Genomic DNA, 14,372 nt, shown 5'->3' on the forward strand with positions numbered 1-14,372 from the left:
CCGCACGGTGAACCCAGCTCTTGTGAAAGCGCCGGGCCTTTGGAGACAACGTTATCCATCCGCACCCAAGGCATCCGCGGGAACGGGTCGGCGATGCACTCGCACATGCCAACCGCCCCGCCTCCCTCGCCATCGCCCCGGCCATGCGCCACCCGTTATCTTTTGCGCCGCAGCAATCCGTCCCGCGCCGGGAGCTCCTCCATCGCGCCGGAATGCGGCGGGAACGCGCTGCGACCTTATGCCGCACCGCACGCTGCCATCCGGCGGCACGCGCGCTAAGGTCGTTTCAACGCCCAAAGCTCGGGGGAGTGATGGCGAAGCGCAGCCTGCAAGGCCTGGAAACCGCGTGGTCGATGCGCTGGCCGGTCGGCCTGCTGGCCGGCCTGGCGGTCTGCCTCGGCGTCCACTACGGCGCCGGCACGCAGGCCGCCCTGCTGCCCGTGCGGGGCCGTGAGCACGACCTGCTCGCCTGGTGCCTGCTCGGCGCCTGCTGGCTGGCGGCGCTGTGCTGCAGCCCCGGCTACCGCCAGCGCAGGCGCCGCCTGCAACTGCGGCGCGAGCTGGATGCGCTGGCGGTGATGCCGCAGCGCGACTTCGAGCAGCGCGTGATCGAAGCCTTCCACCGCCACGGCTACGTGGTGGAGGACAGCCTGCGTGACGACGAGGGCATCGCCGACCTGCTGCTGTACCGCAACGGCGCCACCCTGGTGGTGCAGTGCCGCGCCTGGCGCAGCCGCCGGGTCGACCCGGCCACGGTGCGCAGGGTGCACGCGCTGATGCTGCAGCAGCACGCCGCCGGCGCGCGCATCCTGGCCATCGGCGACTACACCGAGGAAGCCTGGAGGCTGGTCGTGGGCACGCCGGTGGACCTGATCCACGGCGAGGAACTGCTGATCCTGCTGCGCGAGGCCGAGGCGCCGCAGGCGCCGAACGTGCGACCGCTGTCGCGCCCGGCGCAGCGCCGCCATGCACGGCACCAGGCGCTGCGCCTGGTACGTTGACCCGACGCGCTCAGCGGCGCTCCTGCGCCACCGCCAGCCCGATCAGCCGCGACACCACCAGCGCCAGGTACATCACGCCGGCGATCATCTCCAGGTCGGCCACCGCCTTCGCCATGCCGGTCATCGGCACCACATCGCCGATGCCGGTGCTGGACAGCAGCGCGAAGCTGAGGAACAGCAGCTCGTTCCAGCCGCGCAGCACACCTGCCGCGCCCGCGCCGGCGTAGGCCGTCGGCTGCAGCGCCTGGCACAGCAGCATGGCGTAGGCAAACGCCCAGACCAGCAGGGTGAAGGCCGCGCCGGCGGCGAACAGCTCGTCGGTGGTGGCACGGCGGTCCGCCAGCATGTAGGCGACCATGCGCCAGGCGGCATGGAAGTAGAACAACGACTCCACCGCCGCCAGCCACGGCAGCACGCCCGCGCGCCCGATGCCCAGGTACAGCACGTTCAGCACCACCACGGCGATGGCGAGGCAAACGGCCGGCCATACCCGCGCCGAGGTGGTGCGGATCATGCGCAGGGCCAGCAGCAGGATCGCCACACCGAACACGCCGAGCAGCGTGCGCGCGCTGCGCGCATGCTCCAGCAACGCGTACAGCGGCACGCAGGCCAGCTGCGCCAGCAGCAGCAGCGCGGAAGGGTGGCGCCGCAGCCGCACCAGCCAGTGGCTGCGGGACATGCGGACGGTTGCGGCGTCGGTCATGGCGGCATCCTTCTGCGCGTGGCCCCACCCATGAAAGCACAACCGCCTCCTGTCCGCCGCCCGGCCGCAGGACGGGCGCCCGCTATAATGCGCGCCTCGCCCGCCAGCTGGAGCCGGCATGCTCGGCCGCCGCCTGATCCTCGCCATCCAGTTCATGACGCGCCTGCCCACGCCGCAGGTGCGCGATTTCTCGCCGGCCGACCTGTCGCTCAGCGCGCGCTGGCACCCGCTGGTGGGCGCGATCATCGGCGCCGCGCTGTGGCTGCCGCTGTGGCTGCTGCACGATCGCCCGTTGCTGGCCGCGGCGCTGGCGCTGGCGCTGTGGACGTGGATCACCGGCGCGCTGCACCTGGACGGCCTGGCCGACGTGGCCGACGCGATGGGCGCCGCGCACCGCGATCCCGCGCGTTTCCTGCAGGTGCTCAAGGATCCGCACCTGGGCGTGTTCGGCGCCACCGTGCTGGCGCTGCAACTGCTGCTGAAGTTCGCCCTGCTGCACGAGCTGGCGCGCTCGCCCTGGCTGCCCGCCATCGTGCTGCTACCGGCCTGGGCGCGCTGGGGCACGCTGGTGTGGAGCCGCTGCCTGCCGCCGCTGCAGCCGGGCCTGGGCGAACGCTTCGCCTGGCGGCTCGGGCCCGCCGCCATCGGCGGCTGGGCCGTGGCGCTCGCCGCGGCGAGCCTGTGGCTGGCGCCGCCGCTGCTGCTGGCCCTGCTCGTGGTGCCGGGCATCGCCGTGTACTGGCGCCGCCGCCTCGGCGGCATCACCGGCGACTGCCTGGGCGCCGGCATCGAGGCCACCGAAACCCTGCTGCTGCTCGCGCTGGCATTGCTGCCGCCGGGGTTGGTGCGAATCTTTTGAGCGCTGTCGATCCGCGTCGCCTCCGTTCGTCGTCATGACGAACCGCACCGGAGACACTTCATGCCCGCCCTGCCCCGGCTCTATGCCCACCCGTTCTCCTCCTACAGCCAGAAGGCGCTGGTGGCGCTGTACGAGAACGACACGCCGTTCGACTACCGCTCGCTGGAAGACCCCGGCGCCAACGCCGAGCTGGCCGCGCTGTGGCCGATCAAGCGCTTCCCGGTGCTGGTGGACGGGGGGCGCACGGTGCTGGAAGCGACCTGTGTCGTCGAGTACCTGGACCGGCATTATCCCGGCCCGGTCCGGCTGATCCCCGAGGACGCCGACGCCGCGCTGGAAGTGCGCATGCTGGACCGCTTCTTCGACAATTACGTCTCCACGCCGCAGCAGAAGGTGGTGCTCGACCGCCTGCGCCACGAAGGCCAGCGCGACCCGCACGGCGTGGACGACGCCAGGGCCATGCTGGAAGCCGCCTACGCCTGGCTCGACCGGCGCATGGACGGCCGCACCTGGGCCGTGGGCGAGGCCTTCAGCCTGGCCGACTGCGCCGCCGCGCCGTTCCTGTTCTACGCCGACTGGACCCACCCCATCGACCCGGCCTTCCGGCACGTGCGCGCCTACCGCGCGCGGCTGCTGGCACGCCCCTCGTTCGCCCGCGCGGTGGACGAGGCGCGCCCCTACCGCGCCTACTTCCCGCTCGGCGCCCCCGACCGCGACTGACCCCGCCCGCCACCGGAGACCGGCCATGCCCCACGCCCCCGACCTCGTTCCCGCCGTCGAACTGGCGCAGCGCAACCGCATGCGCTTCCCCAACGAAAGCGACGCCTACCGCCGCGCGCGGCAGGCGTTGCTGGCCGAGGAGATCGAGCTGCGCCGCCACATCGAACGCGTCGCCGAACGGCGCCGCGCCCTGCCGCCCGGCGGCGAAGTCACCGGGCGCTACCGGTTCGAAGGCGAACAGGGACCGATCGACTTCGCCGGCCTGTTCGGCGACAAGGACACCCTGATCGTCTACAGCTACATGTTCGGCCCGCAGCGCACCCGCCCCTGCCCGATGTGCACCTCGCTGCTGGCCGCCTGGGACGGCGAGGCGCGCGACCTGGAACAGCGCGTGGCGCTGGCCGTGGTCGCGCGCTCGCCCATCCAGCGCCTCGCCGCCTTCAAGCGCGAGCGCGGCTGGCGGCACCTGAAGCTGTACGCCGACCTCGACGGCGCCTACAGCCGCGACTACTTCGGCGTGGACGGCGAAGGCAACGACATCCCCGGCTTCAACGTGTTCACCCGCCGCGATGGCGGCATCCGCCACTTCTGGAGCGGCGAAATGGACGACCGCACCGCCGACCCCAGCCAGGACGCGCGCGGCGCGCCCGACCTGATGCCGTTGTGGAACCTGCTCGACTGCACGCCCGAAGGCCGCGGCACCGACTGGTACCCGAAGCTGGACTACGGCGACTGACCTCGCCGGGGCAGCGACGGGGCCGGCGGCGGAAGGACGCGGCGGCGGGGCTCAGCCCCGCCGCGGCAATCGCCAGCCCGGCCGCACGAAGTGGCAGGTGTAGCCATCGGGATAGTGCTGCAGGTAGTCCTGGTGCTCCGGCTCGGCTTCCCAGAAGTCGCCGGCGGGCGCGACCTCGGTCACCACCCTGCCCGGCCACAGGCCGGAAGCATCCACGTCGGCGATGGTGTCCTCGGCGATGCGTTTCTGCGCCTCGCTGGTGTAGAGGATCATCGAGCGGTACGAACTGCCGCGGTCGTTGCCCTGCCGGTCCGGCGTGGTCGGGTCGTGGATCTGGAAGAAGAACTCCAGCAGCTCGCGGTAGCTGGTGCGCGCCGGGTCGAACACGATCTCCACCGCCTCGGCGTGGGTGCCGTGGTGGCGGTAGGTGGCGTCCGGCACGTCGCCGCCGGCGTAGCCCACGCGCGTGGAGAGCACGCCCGGTTGCCGGCGGATCAGCTCCTGCATGCCCCAGAAGCAGCCGCCCGCCAGGACCGCCCGTTCGGTGCTCATCGCACGTCCTCCACCTGGTCGAGGTACGCGCCGTAGCCTTCGGCCTCCATCCGCTCGCGCGGGATGAAGCGCAGCGAGGCGGAGTTGATGCAATAGCGCAGCCCGCCGCGGTCGGTCGGGCCGTCGGGAAAGACGTGGCCGAGATGGCTGTCGCCGTGCGCCGAGCGCACCTCGGTGCGGAGCATGCCGTGCGAGGTGTCGCGCAGTTCCTGCACGTTGGCCGGCTCGATCGGCTTGGTGAAGCTGGGCCAGCCGCAGCCGGACTCGAACTTGTCCGACGAGGCGAACAGCGGCTCGCCCGAGACCACGTCGACGTAGATGCCGACCGCATGGTTGTGCAGGTATTCGCCGGTGCCGGGGTACTCGGTGGCGCTCTGCTGGGTCACCCGATACTGCTCGGGGGTGAGGCGCGCCAGCGCTTCGGGGGTCTTGCGGTAGGTGGACATGCCGATCTCCTGCAACGGGGGGCACGACGGAAGATGGTGGCGGTCGCGCCCGTCAAAAGAGGCGATCGCCTATCCGGCCGCCTTCGCACCGGCGGGGTCCGCCGCAACCGGCGGCGGTTCCCAGCCGAACACGCTGCGACCGCCGTAGTCATGCGAGCGCCGCCGCTCTTCGGCGATCAGCGCGTCCACCGACGGGCCGCGCGCCCGCGCCTCCAGCCGGCGCGCCTGCGCATCCAGCCGCTTCAACGCGGCCAGCCGTTCCTCGCGGCCCAGCTGCGCCTGGGCCACGGCGGTCTTCAGCACGCCGATGGTGTGGTCGTAGACGCGCACGGGCACCGGGAACGGGTGGCGATCCTTGCCGCCGTGGGCGATGGAAAAGCGCGCCGGGTCGGTGAAGCGGCACGGCGCGCCATGCAGCACCTCGGCCACCAGCGCCAGCGCGCGCACGGTGCGCGCGCCCACGCCCGGCACCTGCAGAAGTTCCGGGAAATCGCGCGGGCCGTTTTCCGCCGCGGCGGCCAGCGCGCCGTGCAGGCGGCGCGCCACGATGTCGCCGGCGCGCACGTCGTGGCGGTGCGGCAGCACCAGGTGCGGCAGCGGTTCGGGGGCGAACAGGTCCGCCTGCGGCGCCGCGGCGACGGCACCTTCGATGCGCGCCAGCTCGCACACGATGCCCTGCGGGCCCAGCGCGTGCAGCAGTTCCAGTTGCGCCGCGCGCGAGGCCTGCGCGCGGCGGTCAGCGAGGTTGACGATGCGGCCCTGGCCGGGTCCGTCCACCGCGGCGTGCGGATCGTCGACGAAGCTGGTCAGGCCCTCGGACAGCCAGTGGTAGCGGCGCGCCTGCCTGCGTGCCCCGTTCATGCCCTGCTGCACCACCACCCAGCGGCCGTCGTCGGCCACGATGAAGCCGTGCAGGTAGAGGTCGAAGCCGTCCTGCACCGCGGCGTTGTCCACCTTGGCGACCAGCCGGCTGACGCCCGCCAGCGCGGCGCCGTCCAGCCCCGTGCGCTCGCCGACCGCGGCCAGCTCGTGCGGCGTGGCGCGCGAATGGCGCCCGCGCCCGCCGCAGACGTGGATGCCCAGTTCGCCTTCCAGCGGCGCCAGCCCCCGCTTGAGCGCGCCGATCACGCTGGTGGTGATGCCGGAGGAATGCCAGTCCATGCCCATCACCGCGCCGAAGCACTGGAACCAGAACGGGTGGGCCAGCCGGCGCAGCAGTTCGTCGCGGCCGTACTCGTGCACGATGGCCTGCGCCATCAGCGCGCCCAGCCGGGTCATCCGGTCCGCCAGCCAGCGCGGCACCTTGCCGCCGTGCAACGGCAGGTCGGCGCTTCCGGATCGTCGGGTCATGCGGGGAAGGCTCCAGCGACAGCAAGGCGCCGTCGCGGCAAATCGGGGAATACCGTCGATGGTAGGACGTTGCCGCCGCCGGGGCCAGCGCGATTGGAGCCTGTTCACGATCTCCAAGTGCCCCGCGTTGTCCTCGAGTGGCCGGGTCTTGGCCGCGCGCAAACAACTCCCGGCGCGTGGGTACTTATGAAGAGCGTGAACAGGCGCTCAGCCGCGGCTCACGCGTCGCGCGCCGGGCCGCATTCCACCCGCTCGCGGCGCAGGCCGTAGCCGAACAGCCGCGCGGGCACGTGCCGCACCGCGCGGAAGCCCAACAGCCAGCGCAGCGGGCCCGGCACACGCGGCGGCTCGCCGCGCTGCTCCAGCACGCGCGAGATCAGCTTGCGCTGCATCAGCATCTGCACGCGCTGCACCACCCGCACCGGGAACTCGCGCCGCTGTTGCACCTGCGCCAGCACCGATTCGTCGATGGGACCGCCGCCACGCAGCGGCCCGGCCAGACGGTTCGCCGCCGCCACCGCGTCCTGGATCGCCAGGTTGATGCCGACGCCGCCGATCGGCGACATCGCGTGCGCCGCGTCGCCGATCAGCAGCAGGCCCGGCTGGTGCCAGCGCGGCAGGCGGTCGATCTTCACGGTGAGCGTGCTGACTTCGTCCCAGCCGGCGATGGCGTCCTTGCGGTCGGCGAGGAACGGCGCCAGCTCCGCCACGCCGTCGCGCAGCACCTGCAACGGCTGCGCGCGCAGCGCCGTGTCGCCGCCCTTGGGCACCAGGTAGGCCACCTGCCAGTAGTCGTCGCGGTTCAGCAGCACCATCATGTGGCCGCGGTCGACGATGCCGAAGGTGTCCTGCGGGTCGTCGTCCTTGCGCGGCAGGCGGAACCACAGCACGTCCATCGGCGCGCCGTAGTCGCGCGCCTCGAGGCCCGCCGCCCCGCGCAGGGTGGAATGGCGGCCGTCGCAGGCGACCACCAGGTCGGCGCGCAGGTCGTAGGCGCCGTCCGGCCCTTGCACCTGCACGCCCACGACCTGCCCCTGTTCGCGCAGCAGGTCGGTCGCGCCATGCCGCATGCGCAGGTCGAACGACGGGTGGCGGCGGCCTTCCCGCGCCAGCAGGTCGAGGAAGTCCCATTGCGGCACCAGTGCCAGGTAGCCGTAGGGATGCAGGCCGCGGAAGTCCACCAGCGGCTGGCGGCGGCCGCCGACGATGCCCTCCAGGTGGTCCACGCGATGCTGCGGCAGCGCGTCGAACTCCGCCCGCAGGCCCAGCTGGTCGATGATCTCCAGCGTGGACGGGTGCACCGTGTCGCCGCGGAAATCGCGCAGGAAATCGCCATGCTTCTCCAGCACCGTCACCGCCACGCCGGCGCGCGCCAGCAGCAGCCCGAGCACCATGCCGGCGGGACCGCCGCCGACCACACAGCAACGCGTTTGCGTCAGGCCTTCGGACATCGGGCGGCTCCGGGGCGGATGGGATGGCGCCATCGCGGATGGCGGCCCCGTCATTCTGGAAGGCCGCTCGCCGCGGCGTCCAGTGCCCGCGCCGGCGTGGGCAGGGACCGGGGCTTCGGTCAAGGTCGCGCGGCGCACTCGGGTGGAAGCGCCGCGCGACCGGTGACGTCAGACCTTGAGCCGGTAGCCGGTGCGGAAGATCCACCACACCGTGGCCAGGCACAGCAGCAGGAAGCCCGTGGTGGCCGCCAGGCTCACGCCCACCGGCACGTCGGCCAGGCCGTAGAAGCTCCAGCGGAAGCCGGAGATCAGGTACACCACCGGGTTGAACAGGGTCACCTTCTGCCAGAACGGCGGCAGCATGTGGATGGAGTAGAAGCTGCCGCCGAGGAAGGTCAGCGGGGTGATCACCATCAGCGGCACCACCTGCAGCTTCTCGAAGTTGTCCGCCCAGATGCCGATGATGAAGCCGAACAGGCTGAAGCTGACCGTGGTCAGCAGCAGGAAGGCCACCATCACCAGCGGATGCGCGATGGAATAGTCCACGAAGGCGCGCGCCGTGGCCAGGATGATCAGCCCCACGACGATCGCCTTGGTCGCCGCCGCGCCCACGTAGCCCAGCACGATCTCCAGGTACGACAGCGGCGCCGAGTGCACCTCGTAGATGGTGCCCACGAACTTGGGGAAGTAGATGCCGAAGGAGGCGTTGGAGACGCTCTGCATCAGCAGCGACAGCATCACCAGGCCGGGGATGATGAAGGCCGCGAAGCTGACCCCGTCCACGCTGGTGATGCGCGAGCCGATCGCCGAGCCGAACACCACGAAGTACAGCGAGGTGGAGACCACCGGCGAGGCGATGCTCTGCATCAGGGTGCGCCCGGTGCGGGCCATTTCGAAGCGGTAGATCGCGCGGATGCCATACCAGTTCATGCGCCCTCCTTCACCAGTTGCAGGAAGATCTGTTCCAGCGTGTCCTGCCGCGTGCTGAGATCGCGGAAGCGGATGCCGGCCGCGGCCAGGTCGGCCAGCAGCGCGGTGATGCCGGTGCGCTCGCCCTGGGTGTCGTAGGTGTAGACCAGCTCGTTGCCGCCCGCGGCCAGCTCCAGCCGGTACGGCGCCAGGGCACCGGGCACGGCGTCGAGCGGATCGTGCAGCTGCAGGCGCAGCTGCTTGCGGCCGAGCTTGTGCATCAGCGCGGCCTTCTCTTCAACCACGACCAGCTCGCCCTTGTTGATCACGCCCACGCGGTCGGCCATCTCCTCGGCTTCCTCGATGTAATGCGTGGTGAGCAGGATGGTGACGCCGCTCTCGCGCAGCCGCCGCACCATCGCCCACATGTCGCGGCGCAGCTCCACGTCCACGCCTGCGGTGGGCTCGTCGAGGAACAGCAGGCGCGGCTCGTGCGACAGCGCCTTGGCGATCATCACGCGGCGCTTCATGCCGCCGGAGAGCATCATGATCTTGTTGTCGCGCTTGTCCCACAGCGACAGCTCCTTCAGCAGCCGCTCGACGTAGGCGTCGTCCGGCGCCTTGCCGAACAGGCCGCGGCTGAAGCGCACCGTGTTCCACACCGTCTCGAAGGCGTCGGTCTTCAGTTCCTGCGGCACCAGCCCGATCAGCGAGCGGGTGGCGCGCCAGTCGCGCACGATGTCGTGGCCGTCCACCGTGATGCTGCCGGCGCCGAGGTTGACGATGCCGCAGACGATGCTGATCAGCGTGGTCTTGCCCGCGCCGTTGGGGCCGAGCAGCGCGAAGATCTCGCCGCGGCGGATCTCCAGGTCGATCTGCCTGAGCGCCTGGAAGCCGCCCGGATACGTCTTGTCCAGCCCGCGCACGACGAGGATGTCGTCGTGCGCTGCCTGTGCTGCCGTTGCATTCATGCCTGCCTCCGCGTTCGACTGGTGAAAGACTTCAGCCGCCTGTTTCCTCGACCGCCTTTCCTGCTCGTCATTCCGGCGAAGGCCGGAATCCAGTGAGGTATGCGTGCGGAGCATACGAATCAGGTTCTGCGTGCTTCGCACGAGTTGTCAGACTGGATTCCGGCCTTCGCCGGAATGACGGTCAGGCGCGCTCCGCCGCCACCTCGTCCATGGTGGGCTCGTCGTCGCGGCGCAGCGTAACCCGCGCCAGCAGGAAGGCGACCACCGAACAGCCGGCGATGCCGCCCACCATCGGCAGGGCGGTGCCGTCGAGGAAGCGTCCCACCACCGCGATCACCGCCGCGCCGGTGACGAACTGCAGCGTGCCCATCAGCGCCGAGGCGGTGCCCGCGACCGGGCCGTGGCGGTCCAGCGCCAGCACCGCCGTGGTGGGGATCACCAGGCCGAGGAAGCCGTAGCCCACGAACAGTAGCGCCATCAGCAGGTCCAGCCGGTCGAGGCCGGCGGCGGTCAGCACCAGCAACAGCAGCATGGTCGCCGCGTAGCCGGCCACCGCCGTGCGCACCACCCGGCGCAGGCCGTAGCGCTCGCCCAGCCGTCCGGTGAACTGCGCCGCGCCGATGAAAGACACCGCGTTCACCGAGAACGCCAGGCTGTACTGGGTGGGCGTGAGCCCGTAGTGCTCGATCAGCACGAACGACGAGTTGGCCAGGTAGGCGAAGAAGCTGGAAATGCCGAACGCGCCGATGAACACCAGGCCCAGGAACGGCGGATCCCTCAGCAAGGTGCGGTACGCTACCAGCGCCGAACGCATGCTGCTTTCCACCCGCTGCGCCGCGCTGCGCGTCTCCTTCAGCACGAACGTCGCCAGCGCGAGCCCCAGCACCGCCGCCCCGGCCACCACCCAGAAGATGCCGCGCCAGCCCGACAACCGCACCACCAGGCTGCCGGTCAGCGGCGCCAGGATCGGCGACACGCTGAACACCAGCATCAGCAGCGCCATCAGCTTCGCCGCCTCGGTGCCGGTGTGCATGTCGCGCACGATCGCGCGCGGGATCACCATCCCCGCGCAGGCGCCCAGCCCCTGCACGAAGCGCGCGGCGATCAGGGTGTGGATGTCCGGCGCCAGCGCGCAGCCGATGCTGGCCAGCGCGAACAGGCACAGGCCGAAGTAGATCGGCGGCTTGCGGCCCAGCATGTCCGACACCGGGCCGTACACCAGCTGGCCCACCGCGATGGCCGCGAAGAACGCCATCAGGCTCATCTGCGCCGCGTCCACGTCGGTATGCAGGCCGCGCTGGATGCTGGGCAGCGCGGGCAAGTACATGTCGATGGCGAACGGGCCGACGGCCGACAGCAGGCCGAGCACCAGCGCCGTTCCGAACAGGCGGGACGTCATGGCGAAACCTCGATGAAGACGGGACGGAGCGACTCGCTCCGCGGACGGCGCGCAGGCACGCGCGCCTGGCCGGGGCAGGCAATACTAAACCAATTAGTTCTGAAATCAACCCGTCCGGCGCAAAACATTCCTGACGCCTGTGCACGACCGTGCCGCATGCATGATGCAACCATATTGTTGCATTTCACCGCACGCGGCGTAACATGCAACCATAAAGTTGCCCAATAGCCCGGCGGAGACCACCCCATGAGCGCCAGCAGCACCGACCGCATCGAGCGTCAGATCCACCTGCGGGCCCCGCGCGCAAAAGTCTGGCGCGCGCTGACCGACGCCGAGGCCTTCGGCGACTGGTTCGGCGTGGACCTGAAAGGCCAGCGTTTCGTCGTCGGCGAGACCGCCCGCGGCCGGATCACCTACCCCGGCTACGAACACCTGGTGTGCGAGATGCAGGTGGAGCGCATCGAGCCCGGGCGCCTGTTCGCGTACCGCTGGCATCCCTACGCGGTCGACCCCGCCGTCGATTACTCGGCCGAGCCGACCACGCGGGTGGAATTCGCGCTGGAAGACGCCGCCGGCGGCACCCTGCTGCGCCTGGTCGAATCCGGCTTCGACCGCATCCCGCTGGCCCGCCGCGCCGAGGCGTACCGCATGAACAGCGGCGGTTGGGACGCGCAGATGGGAAACATCGAAAAGTACCTGGCCGGGCACTGAGCGCGCCATGGCGAAGAAGAACGCCTGGCAGAAATCCGCGCCGGTGTTCGCCGCGCTGGGCGACCCGACGCGGCTGCGCCTGGTTGCCGCGCTGTGCGCCGGCGGCGCGCTGTCGATCACCCAGCTCACCGCCGGCACTGCGGTCACCCGCCAGGCCGTCACCAAGCACCTGCAGGTGCTGGCCGACGCCGGGCTGGTGCGCGACAGCCGGCAGGGGCGCGAGCGGCGGTGGGAACTGGAGCCGTCGCGCATCGACGAAGCGCGCCGCGCGCTGGACGCGATCGCGGCGCAATGGGACCAGGCGCTGGCGCGCCTGAAACGGTTCGTCGAAGGCTGAGCCTCATGCCGCCTCGTTGCAATCCTCCATCACCTGGCGCACTTCGCACTCGATCTCCCATCCGTCGCCGTGCACGTCCAGGAAGCGGCGGGTCAGCTCCAGCGCCTCGTCCATCGAGGCGGCTTCCAGCATCGCGTAGCCGCCGATCACTTCCTTCGCCTCGGTGAACGGGCCGTCGATCACCGTCTGCCGCCCGCGCGACAGGCGCACGCGCTTGCCTTCGGCGGTGGGCCGCAGGCCCGCGGTATCCAGCAGCGAACCGGCCGCCGTCATCTCGGCCATCAGCTTGCCCATGTCTTCGCACAACCGCTCGTCGGGACGCTGGCCCGTGCGCTCGTTGATCCGGATCATCGAAAGGAATCGCATCGTGTCTCTCCTTGGGCATAAGAGCCTGTTCAAGATCTCCCCGTAGCTCGCGTTGCCTTGCCCTGGCCGCCAGGTGGCAGCGCGTGGCGCAGCGCCTGCCTGGCTGGCAGGCCAAGCCGCGCGCTGCCGCCTGGCGGCCAGGGCAAGGCAACCCGGAGGGCCGGGTCTGTTTGCCCGCATCCCTGCGTCATCGCTCGGTCGTGGACGGACGTCCACTCCTTCGCTCTTCCTTGGTCTGCGCGCAAACAGCTCCGACGCGGGCCACGGGGAGATTTTGAACAGGCTCTAAGGACGCCGCACGGCCTGCGGCGTTCGAGGGACGACGAGCGGAAGCGCGCCGGATCGACATGCCTGCCAGGACCGCCGCGGACTTGTCTCAAATGAGAATAACTATCATTATTGCGCTTCTTCGACCGATGGCCATCGGAATGCGCCCCAACGACTTCATGCACCGCTACGGCACGCCGCTCACCGCGGGCCTGTTCACCGTCTCCGCCGTCTCGGGCGTGGCGCTGTTCTTCCACTGGGCGCCGCGCACCTTCCACGCCATGCACGAATGGCTGAGCGTGGTGTTGCTGGCGCCGTTCGCGCTGCACCTGCTGAAGAACTGGAAGCCGCTGCTGGCATATGCGAAGCGCAAGACCCTGCTCATCCCGCTGGCGCTGTCGGTGCTGGTGGCGGTGCCGTTCGCGCTGACCGCCGGCAAGGGCCGCGGCGGCAATCCCGCGACCCAGGCCGTGACGCTGATGACCCAGGCCAGCCTCGCGGACCTGGCGCCGGTGCTGCAGGCCACCCCGGAGGAATTGCTGCGCCACCTGCAACGACAGGGCTACAAGGCCGGCTCCACCCGCGACTCGGTGGCCGCCATCGCCACCGCCTCGCAGGCGCGCGCCAGCGACGTGCTGTACGCGATGCTGCCGTCGCGTCGCGCCGGCAAGCCGGAGCGCGGCTGACCTGCAGCCGGGCCTGCCGCGACACGGAGCGGCATTTCCCGCGCCATCCGCGGCCACGCCTGCCGGCGGCTTTGCCTGCGGAAGGCGGCTTGCGCTACAAAGCGCGCAGGCCACCGACCACGGGCATCCGCATGGGCAAGGTTCGCGTCGCAGGTTTCTCGCTCTCCCTCGACGGCTTCGGCGCGGGCGTCGAACAGAGCCTGGAAGATCCGCTGGGCAAGCGCGGCAAGGAGCTCTTCCAGTGGTTCTTCGGCACCCGCACGTTCCGCACGATGACCGGCCAGCCGGGCGGCACACAGGATGTCGACGACGCCTTCGCGGCGCGCGCCATGGACGGCTTCGGCGCCTTCATCCTCGGCCGCAACATGTTCGGCCCGGTGCGCGGGCCGTGGCCGGATGAGTCCTGGCAAGGCTGGTGGGGCGACGACCCGCCCTATCACGCGCCCACGTTCGTGCTCACCCGCTACCCGCGCGCGCCCATCAGGATGCAGGGCGGCACCACCTTCCACTTCGTCACCGAAGGCATCGAGGCAGCCCTCGAGCAGGCTCGCGCCGCGGCCGGCGCCAGGGACGTGAAGATCGGCGGCGGCGTCAGCACGGTGCGCCAGTACCTGCAGGCCGACCTGGTGGACGAGTTGCACTTCGCCATCTCGCCGGTGGTGCTGGGCCGGGGCGAGGCCCTGTTCGCGGGGCTGGACCTGCCGGCGCTGGGTTTCCGCGTCACCGAGCACGTGGCCACGCCCTTGGCCACCCACGTGGCGCTTGCGCGGTAGGTAGGCTTCCGTCGTCTTGGAGCCTGTTCGAACACCACGCTCTGGCTCGTCATTCCGGCGTGGGCCGGAGGCGCTTTTCAACAGACGAAGATCGGGTCATCCAGTAGTGACCACGCTCGTTCAAGCCGCATGGCG

General features: G+C 70.8%; 17 protein-coding genes. 8 read left to right on the forward strand and 9 right to left on the reverse strand.

The window, feature by feature from the left end:
• Positions 1-311: 311 nt before the first annotated feature.
• Positions 312-1,001 carry a restriction endonuclease gene (locus QMK61_RS03240; protein ID WP_302070378.1) on the forward strand — a complete coding sequence of 230 codons (690 nt, stop codon included), beginning with the start codon at positions 312-314 and terminating at the stop codon, positions 999-1,001.
• 10 nt (positions 1,002-1,011) lie between these two features.
• Here QMK61_RS03240 and QMK61_RS03245 read toward each other — a convergent pair whose 3' ends face one another.
• Entirely contained in the window at positions 1,012-1,704 is a 693-nt protein-coding gene (locus QMK61_RS03245; RefSeq protein WP_302070380.1) for an ion channel, read from the reverse strand.
• Between the two features lie 118 nt (positions 1,705-1,822).
• Between QMK61_RS03245 and cobS the strand changes: the two genes are divergently transcribed.
• The 3 genes from cobS to QMK61_RS03260 are packed head-to-tail and all read left to right on the forward strand — an operon-like array spanning position 1,823 to position 4,019.
• A complete protein-coding gene (gene cobS, locus QMK61_RS03250) occupies positions 1,823-2,563 on the forward strand; it encodes an adenosylcobinamide-GDP ribazoletransferase (protein WP_302070382.1) in 741 nt (246 codons plus the stop codon).
• A 60-nt stretch (positions 2,564-2,623) separates the two neighbouring features.
• On the forward strand, positions 2,624-3,283 hold the full coding sequence (locus QMK61_RS03255; RefSeq protein ID WP_302070383.1) for a glutathione S-transferase family protein: 660 nt from the start codon (positions 2,624-2,626) through the stop codon (positions 3,281-3,283).
• A gap of 25 nt (positions 3,284-3,308) precedes the next feature.
• Positions 3,309-4,019 (forward strand): DUF899 family protein, encoded by a 711-nt coding sequence (locus QMK61_RS03260; RefSeq protein ID WP_302070384.1) that lies wholly within the window; start codon positions 3,309-3,311, stop codon positions 4,017-4,019.
• A 51-nt stretch (positions 4,020-4,070) separates the two neighbouring features.
• Here the strand turns inward: QMK61_RS03260 and msrA are convergent, their stop codons facing one another.
• From msrA to QMK61_RS03295, 7 genes are all read right to left on the reverse strand, one after another.
• Positions 4,071-4,571 (reverse strand): peptide-methionine (S)-S-oxide reductase MsrA, encoded by a 501-nt coding sequence (gene msrA, locus QMK61_RS03265; protein ID WP_302070385.1) that lies wholly within the window; start codon positions 4,569-4,571, stop codon positions 4,071-4,073.
• Entirely contained in the window at positions 4,568-5,017 is a 450-nt protein-coding gene (msrB, locus tag QMK61_RS03270; protein ID WP_302070387.1) for a peptide-methionine (R)-S-oxide reductase MsrB, read from the reverse strand. The genes msrA and msrB overlap by 4 nt, the downstream gene beginning before the upstream one ends.
• Before the next feature lie 69 nt (positions 5,018-5,086).
• Positions 5,087-6,367, reverse strand: a complete 1,281-nt coding sequence (locus QMK61_RS03275) for a DUF763 domain-containing protein (RefSeq protein ID WP_302070388.1) — start codon at positions 6,365-6,367, stop codon at positions 5,087-5,089.
• Positions 6,368-6,585: 218 nt separating this feature from the next.
• A complete protein-coding gene (locus QMK61_RS03280; RefSeq protein ID WP_302070389.1) occupies positions 6,586-7,818 on the reverse strand; it encodes an FAD-dependent oxidoreductase in 1,233 nt (410 codons plus the stop codon).
• A gap of 168 nt (positions 7,819-7,986) precedes the next feature.
• Complete coding sequence (locus tag QMK61_RS03285; protein WP_302070390.1) at positions 7,987-8,748, reverse strand: ABC transporter permease; 762 nt, start codon at positions 8,746-8,748, stop codon at positions 7,987-7,989.
• The gene (locus QMK61_RS03290; RefSeq protein WP_302070391.1) at positions 8,745-9,698 is read right to left on the reverse strand and encodes an ABC transporter ATP-binding protein; all 954 of its coding nucleotides are present in this window, start codon (positions 9,696-9,698) and stop codon (positions 8,745-8,747) included. The genes QMK61_RS03285 and QMK61_RS03290 overlap by 4 nt, the downstream gene beginning before the upstream one ends.
• Before the next feature lie 181 nt (positions 9,699-9,879).
• Positions 9,880-11,097: a multidrug effflux MFS transporter gene (locus QMK61_RS03295; protein ID WP_302070393.1), complete on the reverse strand. Its 1,218-nt coding sequence runs from the start codon at positions 11,095-11,097 to the stop codon at positions 9,880-9,882.
• Between the two features lie 246 nt (positions 11,098-11,343).
• On the opposite strand from QMK61_RS03295, the gene QMK61_RS03300 reads away from it, so the two are divergent.
• Both QMK61_RS03300 and QMK61_RS03305 read left to right on the forward strand, forming a co-directional pair.
• The gene (locus QMK61_RS03300; RefSeq protein ID WP_302070394.1) at positions 11,344-11,808 is read left to right on the forward strand and encodes an SRPBCC family protein; all 465 of its coding nucleotides are present in this window, start codon (positions 11,344-11,346) and stop codon (positions 11,806-11,808) included.
• Between the two features lie 7 nt (positions 11,809-11,815).
• On the forward strand, positions 11,816-12,145 hold the full coding sequence (locus QMK61_RS03305; protein ID WP_302070395.1) for a metalloregulator ArsR/SmtB family transcription factor: 330 nt from the start codon (positions 11,816-11,818) through the stop codon (positions 12,143-12,145).
• A 3-nt stretch (positions 12,146-12,148) separates the two neighbouring features.
• Here the strand turns inward: QMK61_RS03305 and QMK61_RS03310 are convergent, their stop codons facing one another.
• Positions 12,149-12,511: a YciI family protein gene (locus QMK61_RS03310; RefSeq protein WP_302070396.1), complete on the reverse strand. Its 363-nt coding sequence runs from the start codon at positions 12,509-12,511 to the stop codon at positions 12,149-12,151.
• A 428-nt stretch (positions 12,512-12,939) separates the two neighbouring features.
• Here QMK61_RS03310 and QMK61_RS03315 point away from each other — a divergent pair, with 428 nt between their 5' ends.
• Together QMK61_RS03315 and QMK61_RS03320 are read left to right on the forward strand one after the other, a co-directional pair.
• Positions 12,940-13,464 carry a DUF4405 domain-containing protein gene (locus tag QMK61_RS03315; protein ID WP_302070398.1) on the forward strand — a complete coding sequence of 175 codons (525 nt, stop codon included), beginning with the start codon at positions 12,940-12,942 and terminating at the stop codon, positions 13,462-13,464.
• Positions 13,465-13,595: 131 nt separating this feature from the next.
• A complete protein-coding gene (locus QMK61_RS03320) occupies positions 13,596-14,237 on the forward strand; it encodes a dihydrofolate reductase family protein (protein WP_302070400.1) in 642 nt (213 codons plus the stop codon).
• Positions 14,238-14,372: the final 135 nt, after the last annotated feature.

Source organism: Fulvimonas sp. R45, from assembly GCF_030504985.1.
Taxonomy (GTDB): Bacteria; Pseudomonadota; Gammaproteobacteria; order Xanthomonadales; family Rhodanobacteraceae; genus Rhodanobacter_A.